We start from the raw sequence: 20,469 nt of genomic DNA on the forward strand, positions 1-20,469 counted from the left end.
GTCCTGACCCCTTATACGGCCATCAGGTCCTTTTCCTTATCTTCAGTGGCTTTGGTGATCTGGGCCTCGACATCCTTGATAAGCTTGTCGATCTCGGCACCTGCACGGCGCTCTTCGTCTTCACTGATTTCCTTGTCCTTGGACAGCTTCTTCAGATCACCCAACGCATCACGACGAATGTTGCGCACGGCAACACGCGCATCTTCAGCAGCGGCACGGGCCTGCTTGGTGAAGCCCTTGCGGGTTTCCTCAGTCAGCGGCGGCATGTTGATCAACAGCAACTCGCCCAGGTTGGTCGGATTGAGGTTCAGACCCGCGCTGCCGATGGCTTTATCGATGGCGCCCAGCATGTTGCGCTCGAACGGCACGACCTGAAGGGTCTGGGAGTCTTTTACGGTGACGTTGGCCACGTTTTTCAGCGGGGTATCGGAACCGTAGTAAGGCACCATCACACTCCCCAGAATGCTCGGGTGCGCCTTGCCGGTACGAATCTGGCCGAATGCGTGGTTTAGAGACTCCAGGGATTTCTGCATGCGCGCCTGAGCGTCTTTCTTGATTTCGTTGATCATTCTTCGCCTTCCTCGATCAGAGTCCCTTCAGCGCCGCCGTGTACGATATTCAGCAGGGCGCCGGGCTTGTTCATGTTAAATACGCGCAGCGGCATCTTGTGGTCGCGGCACAGGCAGATTGCCGTCAGGTCCATCACACCCAGCTTGCGATCCAGTACTTCATCGTAGGTCAGATGATCGAACTTCTCGGCATGCGGGTCCTTGAATGGATCGGCAGTGTAGACACCGTCGACCTTGGTGGCCTTGAGCACCACGTCCGCATCGATTTCGATGGCACGCAGGCAGGCTGCCGAGTCGGTGGTGAAGAACGGGTTGCCGGTACCGGCGGCAAAGATTACTACGTCTTTGGAGTTCAGGTGACGCATGGCTTTGCGACGATCATAGTGATCGGTCACGCCCACCATGGAAATGGCCGACATCACGATGGCGGAGATATTCGCACGCTCCAGCGCATCGCGCATGGCCAGACCGTTCATCACGGTTGCGAGCATGCCCATGTGGTCACCGGTTACACGGTCCATGCCGGCGGCGCTGAGCGCTGCACCACGGAACAGGTTACCGCCACCGATCACCAGGCCGACTTGTACGCCGATCCCTACCAGTTGGCCGACTTCCAGCGCCATGCGGTCGAGCACCTTGGGATCGATCCCGAACTCTTCCGAGCCCATCAGGGCCTCGCCGCTAAGCTTGAGTAGAATGCGTTTATAGCGAGCCTGATAGCCACTGCCCTGCTGAGCCATTGCGAATCTCTCCTGCGGCGTTTAATCAAAAATTCTTGGCAAACCGTTTTACGGCCTGCGTTCACTCTAGCTGGACACTGTACCAGCGCCATCTGGAACATGGCTTTGTAAGCCAGTTCCGCAGGGTTTCCGAATAAAACCGGTTACCCCATTTGAAAAGAGGCTGCGCGCGTGAGCGGGCAGCCTCTTTTGGGCGACAGTTTAAACCTGTCTTACTGCTTGGCAGCAGCCAGCTGGGCAGCAACTTCTTCAGCGAAGTTGTCGACCGGCTTCTCGATGCCTTCGCCTACTTTGTAGTAAGTGAAGGAAACGATTTCAGCACCGGCTTTCTTGGCCAGTTCGCCAACCTTGATTTCAGGGTTCTTGACGAACGCCTGCTCGACCAGGCTCGCTTCAGCCAGGAACTTCTTGATACGACCGTCAACCATGTTGGCGACGATGTTCTCAGGCTTGCCTTTGATTTTTTCTTCGTTCAGCTGCAGGAATACAGCTTTTTCGCGTTCGATCGCTTCAGCCGAAACTTCCGACGGCAGCAGGAACTCTGGGTTGCTTGCCGCAACGTGCATCGCGATGTCTTTGGCCAGCTCGACGTCGCCGCCTTTCAGAGCCACAACTACGCCGATCTTGTTGCCGTGCAGGTAAGCACCAACTACGTCACCTTCGATACGGGTCAGACGACGGATGTTGACGTTCTCGCCCACTTTGGCAACCAGCGCTTCACGAGCAGCTTCACGGGAAGCGATCAGCGGAGCAGCGTCGGTCAGCTTGTCAGCGAAAGCCTGTTCAACGCTTTCGTTAACGAAGTTTTTGAAGTCGTCTTGCAGGGCCAGGAAGTCGGTCTGCGAGTTCACTTCCAGGATCACGGCGGACTTGGCGTCAGCCTTGACGGCGATAGCGCCTTCAGCAGCCACGTTACCGGCTTTCTTGGCAGCCTTGATGGCGCCGGAAGCACGCATATCGTCGATGGCTTTTTCGATGTCGCCGCCGGCTTTGGTCAAAGCCTTTTTGCAATCCATCATGCCTTCGCCGGTACGCTCACGCAGTTCTTTAACCAACGCTGCAGTAATCTCTGCCATTTCAAAATCCTCTTGGATAGGTTTTCAACCATTCCACCCGAGCAAACGGGCGTTCAATTCTTCCCGAAATACCTTGTAGCGGCTGCCTGTTACAACACGGAGAGCGGCGTGTAACCGGCGCGCAATGACAAATGGTTTTCGAGGTGGCAAAAAGGGGGCAAAGCCCCCTTTTCGCTTACTGAGTCAACGCCAGGGCGTCAATTACTCAGCTGCAGCCTGAGCTTCTTCAGCGAAGACTTCGGTGCCGCCGCCAACATTGTTGCGACCACGGATAACAGCGTCAGCCATCGAACCCATGTACAGCTGGATGGCGCGAATGGCGTCATCGTTGCCTGGGATGATGTAGTCAACGCCTTCCGGGCTGCTGTTGGTATCGACTACGCCGATGACCGGGATGCCCAGCTTGTTGGCTTCGGTGATTGCGATGCGCTCGTGGTCAACGTCGATCACGAACAGTGCGTCTGGCAGACCGCCCATGTCCTTGATACCGCCCAGCGAACGGTCCAGCTTTTCCAGATCGCGAGTGCGCATCAGCGCCTCTTTCTTGGTCAGCTTGGCGAAAGTACCGTCTTCGGCTTGCACTTCAAGGTCACGCAGACGCTTGATGGAAGCACGGATGGTCTTGAAGTTGGTCAGCATGCCGCCCAACCAGCGGTGATCGACGTACGGCGAACCGCAACGTGCTGCTTCTTCAGCAACGATCTTGCCAGCGGAACGCTTGGTGCCGACGAACAGAATCTTGTTTTTGCCCTGGGCCAGACGCTCTACGAAGGTCAGTGCCTCGTTGAACATTGGCAGGGTTTTTTCAAGGTTGATGATGTGGATCTTGTTGCGCGCGCCGAAAATGTACTTGCCCATTTTCGGGTTCCAGTAACGGGTCTGGTGACCGAAGTGCACACCGGCCTTCAGCATATCGCGCATGTTGACTTGGGACATGATAGTTCCTTAATAAGTCGGGTTTGGCCTCCACGTATCCCAATGACCAACCAGCGACTTAAAAGCCTCCGGCACCCAGGTCATCGTGTCGACACGTGTGTGGATTTAAGCTTCCCGGAGGCATCCCCGGAAAGCGGCGCATTTTATACCACAGCAAGTGTAAAAACGAAACCCGCAATCACATCGCGCATGAACGCAGTCAGTGCAACCCCTTGAATAGAGCCAACACGCCCTAAGCTTATAGAGAGAAGCGATGATCAGACGCTCATGATTTGCCGCCGTCGTCTGCTAGAATCGCGTTTTTTGTGGCTTTTGCGAATTCTGTAACCTTTTGTCGCACGCCCGTAAACCGTATTGATTTCAGCGCGTCGCGCTAGAGAGAGCCTGTATGACCGTAAGTTTGAAAACCGCCGAAGACATTGCCGGCATGCGCATCGCCGGCAAACTGGCTGCCGACGTGCTGGAAATGATCGCCGAACACGTCAAGCCCGGCGTCACCACCGAGACCCTGAACCAGATCTGCCACGACTACATCGTCAACGTACAGGGCGCCATTCCTGCCCCGCTGAACTACAAAGGTTTCCCCAAGTCGATCTGCACCTCGGTCAACCACGTGGTCTGCCACGGGATTCCCGGTGACAAGCCCCTGAAGGACGGCGACACCCTGAACATCGACGTCACCGTAATCAAGGACCGCTACTTCGGCGATACCAGCCGCATGTTCCACGTCGGCACCGTACCGGTCTGGGCCGAGCGCCTGTCCCAGGTGACCCAGGAATGCATGTACAAGGCCATCGAAATCGTCAAGCCCGGCTGCCGCCTTGGGGACATCGGCGAAGTGATCCAGAAGCATGCAGAAAAGAACGGTTTCTCGGTAGTCCGTGAGTTCTGCGGTCACGGCATCGGCACCGTGTTCCACGAAGAACCGCAAATCCTGCACTACGGTCGTGCCGGCACCGGCATGGAGCTGAAAGCGGGCATGACCTTCACCATCGAGCCGATGATCAACCAGGGCAAGGCCGACACCAAGGTACTGGGCGACGGCTGGACCGCCATCACCAAGGACCGCAAGCTCTCGGCTCAGTGGGAACACACGCTGCTGGTCACCGAAACCGGCTACGAGATCTTCACCTTGCGCGCTGACGACACGATTCCACGCGTTTCGGCGTGATGCTTGCTTCGGTTTTCCCGTAACCCTGTGAATGACCTATAGATAGAAAGGAAAACCGATCGATGCCGCAAGTGGATCCGGAACTCTTCGACCGTGGCCAGTTCCAGGCCGAGCTGGCCCTGAAGGCGAGCCCTATCGCCGCCTTCAAGAAAGCCATCCGCCAGGCCCGCGAAGTACTCGACGAGCGCTTTCGCCAGGGCCGGGAGATTCGCCGGCTGATCGAGGACCGCGCCTGGTTCGTCGATAACATCCTGCAAAAGGCTTGGGAACAGTTCAGTTGGAGCGAAGATGCCGATATCGCCCTGGTGGCCGTCGGCGGCTATGGTCGTGGCGAATTGCACCCCTACTCCGACATCGATCTGCTGATCCTGCTGGACAGCGCCGACCACGAGATCTTTCGTGACTCCATCGAGCGCTTTCTGACATTGCTGTGGGACATAGGCCTGGAAGTTGGCCAGAGCGTACGATCCGTGGAGGAGTGCGCCGAAGAGGCCCGCGCCGACCTCACCGTCATCACCAACCTGATGGAGAGCCGCACTATTGCCGGCCCCGAGCACCTGCGTCAGCGCATGCTCGAAGTCACCAGCACCGAACACATGTGGCCGAGCAAGGATTTCTTCCTGGCCAAGCGTGCCGAGCAGAAGACTCGGCACCACAAGTACAACGACACCGAATACAACCTGGAACCCAACGTCAAAGGCTCGCCCGGCGGGCTGCGGGACATCCAGACCATCCTGTGGGTCGCCCGTCGCCAGTACGGCACGCTGAACCTGCGGGCACTGGCCGGCGAAGGCTTCCTGGTGGAAAGCGAAAATGCCCTGCTGGCGTCGTCCCAGGAGTTTCTGTGGAAAGTGCGCTACGCCTTGCACATGCTGGCCGGACGCTCTGAAGACCGCCTGTTGTTCGATCACCAGCGCTCGATTGCCAGCTTGCTGGGTTTTACCGGCGAAGACGCCAAGACCAGCATCGAAAGCTTCATGCAGCAGTACTACCGGGTGGTCATGAGCATTGCCCAGCTCAGCGACCTGATCATCCAGCACTTCGAAGAAGTGATCCTGGCACCGGAAGACGAAGCACCGCCACAACCGATCAACGCGCGTTTCCAACTCCACGACGGCTATATCGAGGCGCGCAACGACAACGTGTTCCGCCGCACCCCGTTCGCCATGCTGGAAATCTTCGTGTTGATGGCCCAGCAGCCGGAAATCAAGGGAGTGCGCGCCGACACCATCCGCCTGCTGCGCGAGAACCGTCACCTGATCGACGACGACTTCCGCAACGACATCCGCAACACCAGCCTGTTCGTCGAGCTGTTCAAGTGCAAGATCGGCATCCACCGCAACCTGCGCCGTATGAATCGCTACGGCATTCTCGGGCGCTACCTGCCGGAGTTCGGTTTTATCGTCGGGCAGATGCAGCACGACCTGTTCCACATCTATACCGTGGACGCCCACACCCTGAACCTGATCAAGCACCTGCGGAAGCTGCAGTACACCCAGGTGTCAGAAAAATTCCCGCTGGCCAGCAAGCTGATGGCCAAGCTGCCCAAGCCCGAGCTGGTGTATATGGCCGGCCTGTACCATGACATCGGCAAAGGCCGCCACGGCGACCATTCGGACATCGGTGCCGTGGATGCAGAGGCCTTCTGCCAGCGCCATCAGCTCCCGCAGTGGGACAGTCGCCTGATCGTCTGGCTGGTGCAGAACCACCTGGTGATGTCCACCACTGCCCAACGCAAGGACTTGTCGGACCCGCAGGTGATCCACGACTTCGCACAGATCGTCGGCGATGAAATCCGCCTGGACTACCTCTATGTGCTGACCGTGTCCGACATCAACGCCACCAACCCCACGCTGTGGAACTCCTGGCGCGCCAGCCTGCTGCGCCAACTCTACACCGAGACCAAGCGCGCCTTGCGCCGTGGCCTGGAAAACCCGGTGGACCGCGAAGAGCAGATCCGTCGCACCCAAAACGCGGCGCTGGATATCCTGGTACGCGGCGGCAACGATCCGGACGACGTCGAACAGCTGTGGTCGCAACTGGGCGACGATTATTTCCTGCGTCACACCGCCGGTGATGTGGCCTGGCACACGGATGCGATCCTGCAGCAGCCAGCCGATGGCGGCCCGCTGGTGCTGATCAAGGAAACCACCCAGCGCGAATTCGAAGGCGGCACGCAGATCTTCATCTACGCCCCCGACCAACATGACTTCTTCGCCGTGACCGTGGCGGCCATGGACCAGCTCAACCTGAACATCCATGACGCACGGGTCATCACCTCCAGCAGCCAGTTCACCCTCGACACCTACATTGTGCTCGACACCGATGGCGACTCGATCGGTGATAACCCGGTGCGGGTGAACAAGATCCGCGAAGGCCTTACCGAGGCCCTGCGCAACCCTGACGACTACCCGACCATCATCCAGCGCCGGGTACCGCGCCAGCTCAAGCATTTTGCGTTTGCGCCCCAGGTGACCATTTCCAACGACGCCCAGCGCCCGGTCACCGTGCTGGAACTCAGCGCACCGGACCGCCCAGGGCTGCTGGCACGCATCGGCGGGATTTTCCTGGAGTTCGACCTGTCGTTGCAGAACGCCAAGATTGCGACCCTCGGCGAACGCGTGGAAGACGTGTTCTTCATCACGGACGCCGACAACCAGCCGCTGTCCGACCCGGAGCTGTGCCTGCGCTTGCAGGAAGCCATCGTGCAGCAATTGAGTGTGACTCAGGAGCCCGGCGCCGAGCCTATGCGCCTGACCATTTGATTATTTAACTGTGTAAACACAACCCTTGTGGGAGCTGGCTTGCCTGCGATGCGGGCGCCACGGTCCCGCAGGTACACCGCGGCGATGCCTTCGCAGGCAAGCCAGCTCCCACAGGGTCTGTGTACACCGCCATAGAGGCTTACATGAACAACGCCCTGAACCAGCTACAGCCCTACCCGTTCGAGAAACTGCGCGCCCTGCTGGGCAGCGTCACGCCGAACCCGGACAAACGCCCGATCGCGCTGTCCATTGGCGAACCCAAGCACACCTCTCCGGCGTTCGTCGCCGAGGCACTGAGCAACAACCTCGACCAGATGGCGGTATACCCCACGACCCTGGGCATCCCGGCGCTGCGCGAGTCCATCGGCGCCTGGTGCGAACGCCGCTTCAACGTGCCCAAGGGCTGGCTGGACCCTGCGCGCAACATCCTGCCGGTCAACGGCACCCGCGAAGCGCTGTTTGCCTTCACCCAGACCGTGGTCAATCGTGGGGACGACGCCCTGGTGGTGAGCCCCAACCCGTTCTACCAGATCTACGAAGGCGCAGCGTTCCTGGCCGGGGCCAAGCCGCACTACCTGCCTTGCCTGGATGCCAACGGCTTCAACCCGGATTTCGATGCGGTCTCGCCGGATATCTGGAAACGCTGCCAGATCCTGTTCCTGTGCTCCCCGGGCAACCCCACCGGCGCGCTGATCCCGGTCGAAACCCTGAAAAAACTCATCGCCCTGGCCGACGAATATGACTTCGTCATCGCCGCCGACGAGTGCTACAGCGAGCTGTACTTCGACGAACAGACCCCGCCGCCCGGCCTGCTGAGCGCCTGCGTCGAACTGGGTCGCCAGGACTTCAAGCGTTGCGTGGTGTTCCACAGCCTGTCCAAGCGCTCCAACCTGCCAGGCTTGCGCTCGGGTTTTGTGGCGGGTGACGCCGACATCCTCAAGGCCTTCCTGCTGTACCGCACCTACCACGGCTGCGCCATGCCGGTACAAACCCAACTGGCCAGCATCGCCGCCTGGCAGGACGAAGCCCATGTGCTGGCCAACCGTGACCTGTACCGCGAGAAGTTCGACGCCGTACTGGCGATCCTCAAACCCGTGCTGGACGTACAAAACCCGGATGGCGGGTTCTATCTGTGGCCGAATGTAAATGGCGACGACGCGGCGTTCTGCCGGGATCTATTCGTGGAAGAACATGTGACGGTGGTGCCGGGTTCGTACCTGTCCCGTGAAGTCGACGGTTTCAACCCGGGTGCAGGACGCGTGCGCCTGGCGTTGGTTGCGCCGTTGGCGGAGTGTGTTGAAGCCGCGGAGCGGATTCGCGCGTTTATTCAGCGTCATCAATAATGAAACAAGCCCGCACTGCGCAATGCAGTGCGGGTGCTGGGCATTTCCTACAGTGCCACGGGCATTCAGCTACTCCTTTGCTGGAACGTTTCCCTCAAACAGCACCACTACACGGTTTCCAAACTCCCTTCGTCAGCGAGGCCGTGCATTTTGAGCATCAACCCTACCGCCTATCCAACACCCGCCGCCCTCGAGCATGCCTACTACAACCAAGCGCCGGGAACATCCGAACTCAGCAGGAAAAAACGTGGCGTGGCCTTCCCTGCGGACCTTTGGCCACAAAACTCGACACTCAAGATTTCGTTGATTGGCATGACGCCTGAGCAGGAGCAATTCACCAAAAACAACATCAATAAGTGGGGGGCTCATCGGCAGTCGGCGTAAATGCGAAGAGGGTTCCCGCTCACAAGCCCACAATGATTATCGGTTTTGCACACGGCCTGGTTACAAAAACCAGCCACTCACGGCATGCCCACACCCGAAAACGATGAATTGTCAGAACGATAAACAGTTCATCAGTGCGCTGTACCCTAAAAACCGATAGAGCCCTTGGGGCTTATTTCAGCGATCCCAAATTCGCCTCACTCATATCCAGCTCGGCCAACACTTCGCGCAGCACGTCATCACCAATCTGGTGGTGACGGCTCAAGCTATACAACTCCAGGCGCTGTGCCCGTAGAGCCTTGAGCCGCAACTTGCGTTCAAGCAGGTCCATCTGTTGCGCCGGCGCCTGGGCTTCAGTCGGCGAACATCGGACCCGTGTTTGCCCCAAGCAAACACTGGCTAACATACTCACACAAAGCGCCCGGAACTTTCCTGCGATCTGGACGAATAAACCAACACATTCGTCCTTAATCGTCGCAGGAAACAACACATGATAGCTGCCACTTCCCTACCCGTTTTCCACTACCCCATTGTTGCTTCGCCCTTCGAAAATGCTGGCGACGGCGCACACCTCCTTTCCAGAAGCCGACGCAACATTGGCGAGCCCGACAAATACTGGCCCCAAAACAGCACGATCAAAATCGCCATGTACGACTACGACATGGACGATCCCTACGTATTGGCCGTCAAGAAAGCCGCCAGCGAATGGTTGCCCCACATCAATCTGAAGTTCGAGTTCGTGCCTGGAGAGGAAGGCGACGTTCGCATTACTCAGAATATAAACAATGAAGGAGGGGGCAGCTCAGCCACAGGGACAGAGGCGCTCGATAAGTCTCCCGCAAGCCCCACCATGTCACTGCCAAGGGACCATACGCACCCACGATTCAAGTATGTGGTGATGCATGAATTCGGTCATATGCTCGGCGCGCATCATGCCCATCAACACCCGGATGCCAACATTCCGTGGGATATGGAAAAAGTGTATGAGGGCTATAACCGTATCGCCGGGCTAGACCGGGAAGGTGTGCAAAATAACGTGCTCCCGCTGCCCCGTTCCAACCAATACGACTTCCTGCCCTACGATGGCAACTCGGTCATGCACTATGAAATCAGTCCCAAACTGACACACGGCGGCTGGGGCCAGTCTGAAACCTGGTCGTTGAGCGATGGAGACATCGCCTGGGCCAAAAAAGCCTACCCAAAAGCAGAAGCCGCTACTTCTTGAGCCCCAGATTCGCCTCACTCATATCCAGCTCGGCCAACACTTCGCGCAGCACGTCATCACCAATCTGGTGGTGACGGCTCAAGCTATACAACTCCAGGCGCTGTGCACGCAGGGCTTTCAGGCGCAGTTTGCGCTCAAGCAGGTCCATCTGTTGCGCCAGTGCCTGGGCCTCGGCCGAGTCGTTGAACACCTCCAACTGGTGGCGGTATTCCGACATCAAGCGCGCCTTCAATTCGGTAGCAAGCGCGGCCTGGGCTGCATCCTGGGTTTCGGGTTCAGCCGGTTCTTCAGTTTCCAGGGCATGGATCGCGGCCACGGCGGTCTTTTTCCAGGCCTCGCGAACCTCGTTGTGGCGCTTCTCATCCGGGCTCTTTTCGATACCGCGTAACAGCAGCGGCAAGGCGACGCATGCGGCAATCAGCGACAACAGAATCACCCCGGCGGCGATGAAGATCAGCAGGTCACGCTCAGGAAAATCCTGGCCCGGCGCCAATAACAATGGTACCGACATGACACCGGCCAGGGTCACGGCACCGCGTACGCCGCCGACGGTCAGCAACCAGCAAGAGCGCGCCGTGGGCACCAGTGTCAGCTCACTTTTCCCACGTAGACGACGCAACAACCCTGACAGCCGCCAGATGCTCTGCACCCAGACAAACCGCAACACCACCAACACCAGGAAAATCCCGATCACGTCGAGACAGCGATAGAACAGGGCCGGCCATAATGTCGGCTCATGACTTACCACAGCCTTGATGATGTCCGGCAGTTGCAGACCCAGCAGCAGGAAGATCAAGCCGTTAAAAGCAAACTCCAGCAGCGACCACACACTGCGATTGAGCAAGCGCGTGCTGGTCTGGCGCGGCAACAGGTCCAGCCAGCTTTGCATCATGCCGGCTGCGACCGCTGACAAAATGCCCGAGGCACCCAGGCGTTCTGCCAGCACATACGCGGCAAACGGCAGCAGCAACATGAACACCACGTGGGTCGCCGGGTCATCCCACCCCCGGGCAATCATCCACGCGCGCAGGCGACCGACCAGCCAGCTCAGCGCAACGCCGACCGCCAGTCCACCGACGGCCACCAAGACAAATGTGAGGCTGGCGTCCGCCAGGGAAAACACCCCTGTCAACGCAGCGGCCAGGGCGAACTTGAAGGTCACCAGGCCCGACGCATCATTCATCAATGCCTCGCCCTGCAGCATGTGCATCAGCGGAGTAGGCAGGCGGTTCTGGGAAATGGCCGACACGGCCACGGCATCCGTCGGCGACAACACGGCCGCCAGGGCGAAGGCCACCGGCAGCGGGATCGTAGGCAATATCCAATGAATGAAGTAACCGGCACCGACCACCGTGAACAGCACCAGCCCCACTGCCAGCGTCAGGATTGGCCCGCGCAGGCGCCAAAGCTCCCGCTTGGGCATGCGCTAGGCATCGGAGAACAACAGCGGCGGCAGGAACAGAAACAGGAACAGCTCCGGGTCCAGCGCCACGTGAAGCCCCAGCGTAGGCCAGGCCAGCAAGGCACCGGCGGCAATTTGCACCAGGGGTAACGGCAGGGGAATCACACGCCCGACCAGACGCGAAACGCTGACCAGCATCAGCAGGATAAGAACGGTGTAGGCGGTTTGCATAACGCGGTTTTCCCGGCCAATCGACGTACAACGACACACATACGGCAACATCTCGCCGTTGAAGTGCCATATAACCCAGCTATGTTACCCACCTGGCTGCAACCTGGCATTTGCACATAAGTCGCACGCCGGCATGACGAGCGGCACCCAAACCCGCTGGTCGTGGCATAATCCGTGACCTTCCGTTTTCACACGCTCAAAGGGGGCAATTCCTTGACCGCTTCAAGCAAAACGTTGCACCTTTTTGGCATCAAAGCCTGCGACACCATGAAAAAGGCCCGCACCTGGCTCGATGAGCACGGCGTGAGCTATGAATTCCACGACTACAAAACGGCCGGTATCGACCGCGAACACTTGACCCAATGGTGCGACGAGCACGGTTGGCAGGTGGTTTTGAACCGTGCGGGCACCACCTTTCGCAAACTCGAAGACGAACGCAAAGCCGATCTCGATCAGTCGAAAGCCATTGAATTGATGCTCGCGCAACCTTCGATGATCAAGCGTCCGGTGCTTGATCTCGGTGACAGAACCCTGATTGGCTTCAAGCCAGATAGTTATTCGGCGGCCCTCAAGTAGGCCAGCCCTTTCATTTTGTAGAGGTAACAGCATGTCCCATTCCCTGTTCAGCCTGGGCTTCGGCGTCGGCACCCAGAACCGCCAAGGTGCCTGGCTGGAAGTGTTCTACGCACAACCGCTGCTCAATCCTTCGGCCGAAATCATCGCCGCCATCGCGCCGATCCTTGGCTACACCGAAGGCAACCAGGCCATTACCTTCACCCTGTCCCAGGCTTCGCAACTGGCTGACGCACTCAAAGGCGTCGACGCCGCTCAAGCCGCGCTGCTGACCCGCCTGGCCGAGAGCCACAAGCCGCTGGTCGCCACCTTGCTGGCCGAAGACGCCGCGCTGACCTCCACGCCTGAGGCCTACCTCAAGCTGCACTTGCTGTCCCACCGCCTGGTCAAGCCCCACGGCCTGAGCCTGGCCGGTGTATTCCCGCAACTGCCGAACGTGGCCTGGACCAGCCAGGGCGCGATCGACATCGCCGAACTGGCCGAGCGTCAGCTGGAAGCGCGCCTGCGTGGCGAGCTGCTGGAAGTGTTCTCGGTGGACAAGTTCCCGAAAATGACCGACTACGTGGTACCCGCCGGTGTGCGCATCGCCGACGCTGCACGCCTGCGCCTGGGCGCCTATGTGGGCGAAGGCACCACCGTGATGCACGAGGGCTTCATCAACTTCAACGCCGGCACCGAAGGCCCGGGCATGATCGAAGGCCGTGTGTCGGCAGGCGTGTTCGTCGGCAAGGGTTCTGACCTGGGCGGCGGTTGCTCCACCATGGGCACCCTGTCGGGCGGCGGCAACATCGTGATCAAGGTCGGCGAAGGCTGCCTGATCGGTGCCAACGCCGGTATCGGTATCCCGCTGGGCGACCGCAACACCGTGGAGTCGGGCCTGTATGTGACCGCAGGTACCAAGGTGGCGCTGCTGGACGAGCAGAACCAGTTGGTCAAAGTGGTCAAGGCACGTGAACTGGCCGGTCAGCCGGACCTGCTGTTCCGTCGCAACTCCGAGACCGGTGCCGTGGAGTGCAAAACCCACAAATCGGCCATCGAACTGAACGAAGCGCTGCACGCTCACAACTAAGCGGCCACTCGATGCCACTAGCGGGCCCCGACTTCGGGGCCCGCTTATACGAGTCTTGAACACCATGCTTGTGCCCTCCCCCTGGCGCGCCGATTTTCCGGCCATCGCCACCCTGCAACGGCAAGACCAGACCTACTTGGACAGCGCCGCCACCACGCAAAAACCCCAGGCCCTGCTGGATGCCATCAGCCATTACTACGCCAATGGCGCAGCCAATGTGCACCGTGCCCAGCATCTGCCCGGCGCCCATGCGACCCAGGCGTTCGAAGACAGCCGCAGCAAGGTCGCGCAGTGGCTGAACGCAGGTGACAGTGGGCAGATCGTATTCACCCATGGCGCAACCTCTGCGCTGAACCTCCTGGCTTATGGCCTTGAGCACTTATTCAATGCGGGCGATGAAATTGTCATCAGCGCCCTGGAACACCACGCCAACCTGCTGCCCTGGCAACAACTGGCCAAACGTCGCGCCCTCACGCTGGTGGTGTTGCCACTGGACGATGCCGGCGTGATCGACCTGCATGCCGCCGCCGAGTTGATCGGCCCACGCACGCGCCTGCTGGCGGTGAGCCAGCTGTCCAACGTGCTGGGCGCCTGGCAACCGCTGGAGGTCTTGATCGCGCAGGCCCAGGCACACGGCGCGCTCACGGTGGTCGACGGCGCCCAGGGCATTGTCCATGGCCGCCATGACATACAGGCGCTGGGCTGCGATTTCTACGTATTCTCCAGTCATAAACTCTACGGCCCGGATGGCCTCGGCGTGCTCTACGGACGCAACGAAGCCCTGCACCACCTGCGCCACTGGCAGTTTGGCGGCGAGATGGTGCAACAGGCCGATTACCACAGCGCCAGCTTCCGCCCCGCGCCGCTGGGTTTCGAGGCCGGCACACCGCCAATCGCCAGCGTGATCGGGCTGGGCGCCAGCCTCGACTACCTGGCGTCACTGGATCAGGCGGCGGTCATCGCCCATGAAGCCGCGCTGCACGATTACCTGCTGCGCGGGCTCAAGGCGCGCAACGGCGTGCGCGTGCTGGGTACGCCCCAGGTGGCGCTGGTCAGTTTCGTGGTCGAGGGTGTGCACAACGCCGACCTCGCTCATCTGTTGACCGAACAAGGCATTGCCGTGCGCGCCGGTCATCATTGTGCGATGCCGCTGATCAAGGCCTTGCAACTGTCGGGGGCGATCCGTGTGTCCCTGGCGCTGTACAACGATTCCGACGACCTGGAGCGCTTTTTCGACGCGCTGGATCAGGCCATGGCAATGCTGCGATGAACCTGCCAACAGACGCAGTCACGGCGCTGGACGCGTTTCAAGCGGTGGGCAGTTGGGAGCAACGGGCGCGCCTGCTGATGCAATGGGGGGAACGCATGCCGGTCCTGGCGGATGAACACAAGACCGATGCCAACCTGGTGCAGGGTTGCGAAAGCCTGGTGTGGCTGGTGGGCCATTTGCAGGACGGTCATTGGCAGTTTGCCGCCAGCAGCGATGCGCGCATGATCCGTGGGCTGGTGGCGCTGCTGCTGGCGCGGGTCAATGGTTTGTCCGCCGAGGCCCTGAACACCGTCGACCTGCCTGGCTGGTTCGAACAACTCGGCTTGTCGCGCCAGCTCTCACCGTCGCGCAACAATGGCCTCAACGCGGTGTTGAAGCGCATGCGCACCTTGAGCGCGATGTCACCGAAACCCGGGACATCCGTCGGCTAAATTCCAGATTCATGAGAACGTCTCTCAGACACGGCGATCTGTGCAGTATCGCTTTTGGTCTTCTGGAGTTGTGTCATGCCCAAGCCCGCGCTCCCCTCCAACCCTTCAGCCTGGCGGCTTGACCAGCCCGGGCCAGCCTACGCCAGCCTGGCCGAGGTCCACTCCAGTGTGAGCGTTCCCGCAACCGGCACCTGGTTGCGTCGGCTGCTGGCGTTCTCGGGGCCGGGCTACATGGTCTCGGTGGGCTACATGGACCCGGGCAACTGGGCGACCGATCTGGCCGGAGGTGCGCAATTCGGCTACACGCTGCTGTGCGTGATCCTGCTGTCGAATCTGATGGCGATCCTGCTGCAAGCGCTGTCGGCCCGCCTGGGTATCGCCACCGGACGCGATTTGGCGCAAGCCTGCCGGGATCACTACCCAAAACCGGTCAGCGTTGCCCTGTGGATCATCTGCGAACTGGCGATCATCGCCTGCGACCTGGCTGAAGTCATCGGCACCGCCATCGCGTTGAAACTGTTGTTCGGCATCCCGTTGCTGGGCGGTGTGCTGCTGACCACCCTGGACGTGTTCCTGCTGCTGTTATTGATGAACAAGGGCTTTCGCTTCCTGGAAGCCTTTGTGATTGCCCTGCTGGTGGTGATCGCCATCTGCTTCGGCGTGCAGGTCGCGGCAGCGGCGCCGCCCATCGCGGCGATCATCAGTGGTTTCATCCCGTCCACCGAGGTCGTGACCAACCCGGCAATGCTCTACATCGCCATCGGCATCCTCGGAGCGACGGTCATGCCGCATAACCTGTACCTGCACTCCTCCATCGTGCAAACCCGCAACTACCCGCGCGACAGCACCGGCAAGCGCGATGCGATCAAGTGGGCGACCACCGACAGCAGCATCGCCCTGATGCTGGCGCTGTTTATCAATGCCGCGATCCTGATCGTAGGCGCGGCAGCGTTCCATACCAGCGGGCATTCGGATGTCGCCGAAATCGAACAGGCGTTCGAGCTGCTCTCGCCGCTGCTAGGCCTGGGCATTGCTTCCACCTTGTTCGCCGTGGCGTTGCTGGCCTCGGGGATCAACTCCACGGTCACCGCGACGCTGGCCGGGCAAATTGTCATGGAGGGTTTTCTGCGCCTGCGCTTGCCCAACTGGATGCGTCGCCTGGTGACCCGTGGCCTGGCGGTGATTCCGGTCATTTTCGTCACGGCGCTGTATGGCGAGAAAGGCACCGCGCAGCTGCTGATCTTCAGCCAGGTGGTGCTGTCGATGCAGTTGCCCTTTGCGGCGGTACCGCTGGTGCGGTTCGTCACCGACCGCCGGAAAATGGGCGAGTTCGTGGTGTCCAGTTGGGTAGCCGTGCTGGCCTGGGTGGTCGCGACGGTGATCGTGGGGCTGAACCTCAAGCTGCTGTATGACTTTGCCTTGGCCTGAAGCGCCCCACATCAACCGGCCTTGGCCCGCTCCGAAGGCCGCCGCACGCCAGCCACGATCTTATCCACCGCCTTGGTCGCCGCCACCATGCCAAACGTGGCGGTGACCATCATCACGGCGCCGAACCCGCCGGCGCAGTCCAGCTTCACGCCATCCCCGACGAAACTCTTCTGCAGGCAAATGCTGCCGTCCGGCTTGGGGTAACGCAGCTGTTCGGTGGAAAACACGCACGGCACGCTGTAGTGACGGGTCACCGTGCGTGAGAAACCGTAGTCACGGCGCAGGGTCGAGCGCACTTTCGAGGCCAGCGGATCGTTGAAGGTGCGATTCAGGTCGCACACCTGGATCAGCGTCGGGTCGATCTGCCCGCCGGCGCCGCCGGTGGTGATGATCTGGATCTTGCGACGCTTGCACCAGGCGATCAGCGCCGCCTTGGCGTTGACGGCATCGATGCAATCGATCACGCAATCGAGGTCGGGGGTGATGTAGTCGGCCATGGTGTCGCGGGTCACGAAGTCGCTGACGGCATGCACGGTACAGTCCGGGTTGATGCCGCGCAGGCGCTCGGCCATCACCTCGACCTTGGGCCGGCCCACCGTGCTGTCCAGGGCATGCAACTGGCGGTTGCTGTTGCTGACGCAGACGTCGTCCAGGTCAAACAGCGAAATCTCGCCCACCCCGCACCGGGCCATGGCTTCCGCCGCCCAGGAACCGACGCCGCCCACGCCGACGATGGCTACGTGGGCCGCTTTCAAGCGCTCCAGACCTTCAATGCCATACAGGCGGGCGACGCCTGCAAACCGCGGATCTTCTGTACTCATGACCATTACCCCAAAAACCGGCGCGCATTATGGGCTACAGAGCGCCAAGTTTTAAGCTACAAGTTACACGTAAAGAACTTAGATGGCCTTTCGCTGACTAACGTCCGGCTTTTCTCTGTCTGCTGTACGCTCAGCGAAAGGCCGGTGTAGGATGCGCGCCGTTCGGCGCAGGCCGACACCTCTTTTCGTTCCACACCCTTTGGAACCCGAAATAGCCATGGCATCGCGTAAATTTGGACTCAATCTGGTGATCGTGCTGGCGATCGCCGCGCTGTTCACCGGTTTCTGGGCATTGATCAACCGCCCGGTCACCGCCCCCAACTGGCCTGAACAAATCTCCGGTTTCTCCTACTCCCCGTTCCAACAGGGGCAGTACCCGCAGAAGGATCAATACCCCACCGACGATCAGATGCGCCGTGACCTGGAGATCATGAGCAAGCTGACCGATAACATCCGCACCTATTCGGTCGACGGCACCCTGGGTGACATCCCCAAGCTGGCTGAAGAGTTCGGCCTGCGCGTGACCCTGGGGATCTGGATCAGCCCGGACCTGGAACGCAACGAACGCGAAATCCAGCGCGCCATCGAACTGGCCAACAGCTCGCGCAGTGTGGTGCGCGTGGTGGTCGGCAACGAAGCGCTGTTCCGTGAAGAAATCACCCCCGACGCCCTGATCGTGTTGCTCGACCGCGTGCGCGCCGCCGTGAAAGTGCCGGTGACCACCTCCGAGCAATGGCACATCTGGGAAAAGAACCCGCAACTGGCCAAGCACGTCGACCTGATCGCCGCGCACATCCTGCCCTTCTGGGAATACATCCCGATGGACAAGGCCGGCCAGTACGTACTCGACCGCGCCCGGGACCTGAAGAAGCTGTTCCCGAAAAAACCGCTGCTGCTGTCGGAAGTGGGCTGGCCGAGCAATGGCCGTATGCGCGGCGGCAATGAAACCTCACCGGCGGACCAGGCGATTTACCTGCGCACCCTGGTCAACAAATTGAACCGTCAGGGCTTCAACTACTTCGTGATCGAAGCGTTCGATCAGCCGTGGAAAGTCAGCGACGAAGGTTCTGCGGGCGCTTATTGGGGCGTGTTCAACGCCGCGCGCCAGCAGAAATTCAACTTTGAAGGACCGGTGGTCGCGATCCCGCAATGGCGCGTGCTGGCCATCGGCTCGGTGGTGCTCGCACTGCTGTCCCTGACCCTGCTGATGATCGACGGCTCGGCCCTGCGCCAACGTGGCCGTACCTTCCTGACTTTCATCGCGTTTCTATGCGGGTCGGTGCTGGTGTGGATCGCCTACGACTACAGCCAGCAATACAGCACCTGGTTCAGCGTGACCGTCGGTGTGCTTCTGGCGCTCGGCGCCCTCGGCGTGTTTATCGTGCTGCTGACCGAGGCCCACGAGCTGGCGGAAGCGGTATGGACCCACAAGCGTCGGCGTGAATTCCTGCCGGTCGAAGGGGATTCGGACTACCGCCCCAAAGTGTCTATCCATGTGCCCTGCTACAACGAGCCGCCGGAAATGGTCAAACAGACCCTCGATGCGCTGGCGGCCCTCGATTACCCGGACTACGAAGTCCTGATCATCGACAACAACACCAAGGACCCGGCGGTGTGGGAGCCGGTACGCGACTACTGCGCAACCCTCGGCCCGCGCTTCAAGTTCTTCCACGTGGCGCCCCTGGCCGGTTTCAAGGGCGGTGCGCTGAACTACCTGATCCCGCACACCGCCAAGGATGCCGAAGTGATCGCGGTGATCGACTCGGACTACTGCGTGTCGCCGAATTGGCTCAAGCACATGGTGCCGCACTTCGCCGACCCGAAAATCGCCGTGGTGCAGTCGCCGCAGGACTACCGCGACCAGCACGAAAGCACCTTCAAGAAGCTCTGCTATGCGGAATACAAGGGCTTCTTCCATATCGGCATGGTCACCCGCAACGACCGTGACGCGATCATCCAGCATGGCACCATGACCATGACCCGCCGCTCGGTGCTCGAAGAGCTGGGCTGGGCCGACTGGTGCATCTGCGAAGACGCCGAACTGGGCCTGCGCGTGTTCGAGAAAGGTCTGTCGGCGGCGTACTACCACGACAGCTACGGCAAGGGCCTGATGCCGGACACTTTTATCGACTTCAAGAAACAGCGTTTCCGCTGGGCCTACGGCGCGATTCAGATCATCAAGCGTCACACCGCCAGCCTGTTGCGCGGCAAGGACACCGAGCTGACCCGTGGCCAGCGCTATCACTTCCTGGCGGGCTGGTTGCCGTGGGTGGCGGACGGCATGAACATCTTCTTCACCGTCGGCGCCCTGTTGTGGTCGGCGGCGATGATCATCGTGCCGACACGGGTCGACCCGCCGCTGCTGATTTTCGCGATCCCGCCGCTGGCGTTGTTCGTGTTCAAGGTGGGCAAGATCATCTTCCTGTACCGTCGCGCCGTTGGCGTGAACCTCAAGGATGCGTTCTGCGCGGCGCTGGCGGGCCTGGCGTTGTCCCACACCATCGCCAAGGCGGTGCTGTATGGTTTCTTCACCAGCAGCATTCCGTTCTTTCGTACACCGAAAAACGCCGATAACCACGGTTTCTGGGTCGCCATTTCCGAAGCCCGCGAAGAAATGTTCATCATGCTGCTGTTGTGGGGCGCCGCGCTGGGGATCTACCTGGTGCAGGGCCTGCCGAGCAACGACATACGCTTCTGGGTGGTGATGCTGCTGGTGCAGTCGCTGCCGTACGTGGCAGCGCTGATCATGGCGTTCCTCTCGTCGCTGCCGAAACCTTCGGCGACAGCGGAGCCAGCGCCCGCTGTGTAAAAACTTGCGCAATGCACTAAACGGCGGCCTCTGGCCGCCGTTTTGCTATAAGATAACGGCCCTTTTACGAGACTTGGCTCTGGCTTTGCTCTCTGTGGGAGCTGGCTTGTCGGATCGCCGCACCGCTGCGATAGCATCGCTGCGGTGTACCTGCTGAACCGCGGCGTCTGCATCGCAGGCAAGCCAGCTCCCACATTGGATCTGCGCCGTTTCAAATCCACATTCG

Annotated in this window: 16 protein-coding genes and 2 pseudogenes; 11 read left to right on the forward strand and 7 right to left on the reverse strand. The window is 60.3% G+C overall.

Features of this window, described 5'->3' with window-relative positions:
- Positions 1–11: 11 nt before the first annotated feature.
- The 4 genes from frr to rpsB form a co-directional block, all read right to left on the reverse strand.
- Positions 12–569: a ribosome recycling factor gene (frr, locus tag ACW9IB_RS16670; RefSeq protein ID WP_457364947.1), complete on the reverse strand. Its 558-nt coding sequence runs from the start codon at positions 567–569 to the stop codon at positions 12–14.
- A complete protein-coding gene (gene pyrH, locus ACW9IB_RS16675; protein WP_457364948.1) occupies positions 566–1,309 on the reverse strand; it encodes a UMP kinase in 744 nt (247 codons plus the stop codon). The genes frr and pyrH overlap by 4 nt, the downstream gene beginning before the upstream one ends.
- A gap of 212 nt (positions 1,310–1,521) precedes the next feature.
- Positions 1,522–2,385: a translation elongation factor Ts gene (gene tsf, locus ACW9IB_RS16680; RefSeq protein ID WP_457364949.1), complete on the reverse strand. Its 864-nt coding sequence runs from the start codon at positions 2,383–2,385 to the stop codon at positions 1,522–1,524.
- Between the two features lie 201 nt (positions 2,386–2,586).
- Positions 2,587–3,321, reverse strand: a complete 735-nt coding sequence (rpsB, locus tag ACW9IB_RS16685) for a 30S ribosomal protein S2 (RefSeq protein ID WP_457364950.1) — start codon at positions 3,319–3,321, stop codon at positions 2,587–2,589.
- A gap of 388 nt (positions 3,322–3,709) precedes the next feature.
- On the opposite strand from rpsB, the gene map reads away from it, so the two are divergent.
- The 4 genes from map to ACW9IB_RS16705 all read left to right on the forward strand — a co-directional run bounded on the left by map (position 3,710) and on the right by ACW9IB_RS16705 (position 8,984).
- Positions 3,710–4,492 carry a type I methionyl aminopeptidase gene (map, locus tag ACW9IB_RS16690; protein ID WP_012722594.1) on the forward strand — a complete coding sequence of 261 codons (783 nt, stop codon included), beginning with the start codon at positions 3,710–3,712 and terminating at the stop codon, positions 4,490–4,492.
- A gap of 62 nt (positions 4,493–4,554) precedes the next feature.
- On the forward strand, positions 4,555–7,257 hold the full coding sequence (locus ACW9IB_RS16695) for a [protein-PII] uridylyltransferase (protein WP_457414525.1): 2,703 nt from the start codon (positions 4,555–4,557) through the stop codon (positions 7,255–7,257).
- A 143-nt stretch (positions 7,258–7,400) separates the two neighbouring features.
- Positions 7,401–8,600 carry a succinyldiaminopimelate transaminase gene (gene dapC / locus ACW9IB_RS16700; RefSeq protein WP_457414526.1) on the forward strand — a complete coding sequence of 400 codons (1,200 nt, stop codon included), beginning with the start codon at positions 7,401–7,403 and terminating at the stop codon, positions 8,598–8,600.
- 150 nt (positions 8,601–8,750) lie between these two features.
- A complete protein-coding gene (locus ACW9IB_RS16705; RefSeq protein WP_457414527.1) occupies positions 8,751–8,984 on the forward strand; it encodes a hypothetical protein in 234 nt (77 codons plus the stop codon).
- 172 nt (positions 8,985–9,156) lie between these two features.
- Here ACW9IB_RS16705 and ACW9IB_RS16710 read toward each other — a convergent pair.
- A pseudogene (locus tag ACW9IB_RS16710) lies at positions 9,157–9,342 on the reverse strand (Na+/H+ antiporter); the annotation flags it as partial.
- A gap of 132 nt (positions 9,343–9,474) precedes the next feature.
- Here ACW9IB_RS16710 and ACW9IB_RS16715 point away from each other — a divergent pair.
- Positions 9,475–10,209: a M12 family metallopeptidase gene (locus tag ACW9IB_RS16715; protein WP_457414528.1), complete on the forward strand. Its 735-nt coding sequence runs from the start codon at positions 9,475–9,477 to the stop codon at positions 10,207–10,209.
- On the opposite strand, the pseudogene ACW9IB_RS16720 reads toward ACW9IB_RS16715, so the two are convergent.
- Positions 10,199–11,842 (reverse strand): annotated as a pseudogene (locus tag ACW9IB_RS16720) (Na+/H+ antiporter). The gene ACW9IB_RS16715 and the pseudogene ACW9IB_RS16720 overlap by 11 nt on opposite strands.
- A 267-nt stretch (positions 11,843–12,109) precedes the next feature.
- On the opposite strand from ACW9IB_RS16720, the gene ACW9IB_RS16725 reads away from it, so the two are divergent.
- From ACW9IB_RS16725 to ACW9IB_RS16745, 5 genes are all read left to right on the forward strand, one after another.
- Positions 12,110–12,418, forward strand: coding sequence for an arsenate reductase (locus ACW9IB_RS16725; RefSeq protein WP_231124426.1), 309 nt, complete (start codon positions 12,110–12,112; stop codon positions 12,416–12,418).
- A gap of 31 nt (positions 12,419–12,449) precedes the next feature.
- Entirely contained in the window at positions 12,450–13,484 is a 1,035-nt protein-coding gene (gene dapD, locus ACW9IB_RS16730) for a 2,3,4,5-tetrahydropyridine-2,6-dicarboxylate N-succinyltransferase (RefSeq protein WP_457364956.1), read from the forward strand.
- 64 nt (positions 13,485–13,548) lie between these two features.
- Entirely contained in the window at positions 13,549–14,754 is a 1,206-nt protein-coding gene (locus ACW9IB_RS16735) for an aminotransferase class V-fold PLP-dependent enzyme (protein WP_457414529.1), read from the forward strand.
- Positions 14,751–15,185: a SufE family protein gene (locus ACW9IB_RS16740; protein WP_457414530.1), complete on the forward strand. Its 435-nt coding sequence runs from the start codon at positions 14,751–14,753 to the stop codon at positions 15,183–15,185. Before ACW9IB_RS16735 ends, ACW9IB_RS16740 begins: the two co-directional genes overlap by 4 nt.
- A gap of 75 nt (positions 15,186–15,260) precedes the next feature.
- Positions 15,261–16,613, forward strand: coding sequence for an Nramp family divalent metal transporter (locus tag ACW9IB_RS16745; protein WP_457364959.1), 1,353 nt, complete (start codon positions 15,261–15,263; stop codon positions 16,611–16,613).
- A gap of 11 nt (positions 16,614–16,624) precedes the next feature.
- Here the strand turns inward: ACW9IB_RS16745 and tcdA are convergent, their stop codons facing one another.
- Positions 16,625–17,434 (reverse strand): tRNA cyclic N6-threonylcarbamoyladenosine(37) synthase TcdA, encoded by an 810-nt coding sequence (tcdA, locus tag ACW9IB_RS16750; RefSeq protein ID WP_457364960.1) that lies wholly within the window; start codon positions 17,432–17,434, stop codon positions 16,625–16,627.
- Between the two features lie 217 nt (positions 17,435–17,651).
- Here tcdA and ACW9IB_RS16755 point away from each other — a divergent pair, with 217 nt between their 5' ends.
- Positions 17,652–20,243, forward strand: coding sequence for a glycosyltransferase (locus tag ACW9IB_RS16755; protein WP_457364961.1), 2,592 nt, complete (start codon positions 17,652–17,654; stop codon positions 20,241–20,243).
- Positions 20,244–20,469: the final 226 nt, after the last annotated feature.

This window comes from Pseudomonas sp. SDO524_S393 (assembly GCF_054071875.1).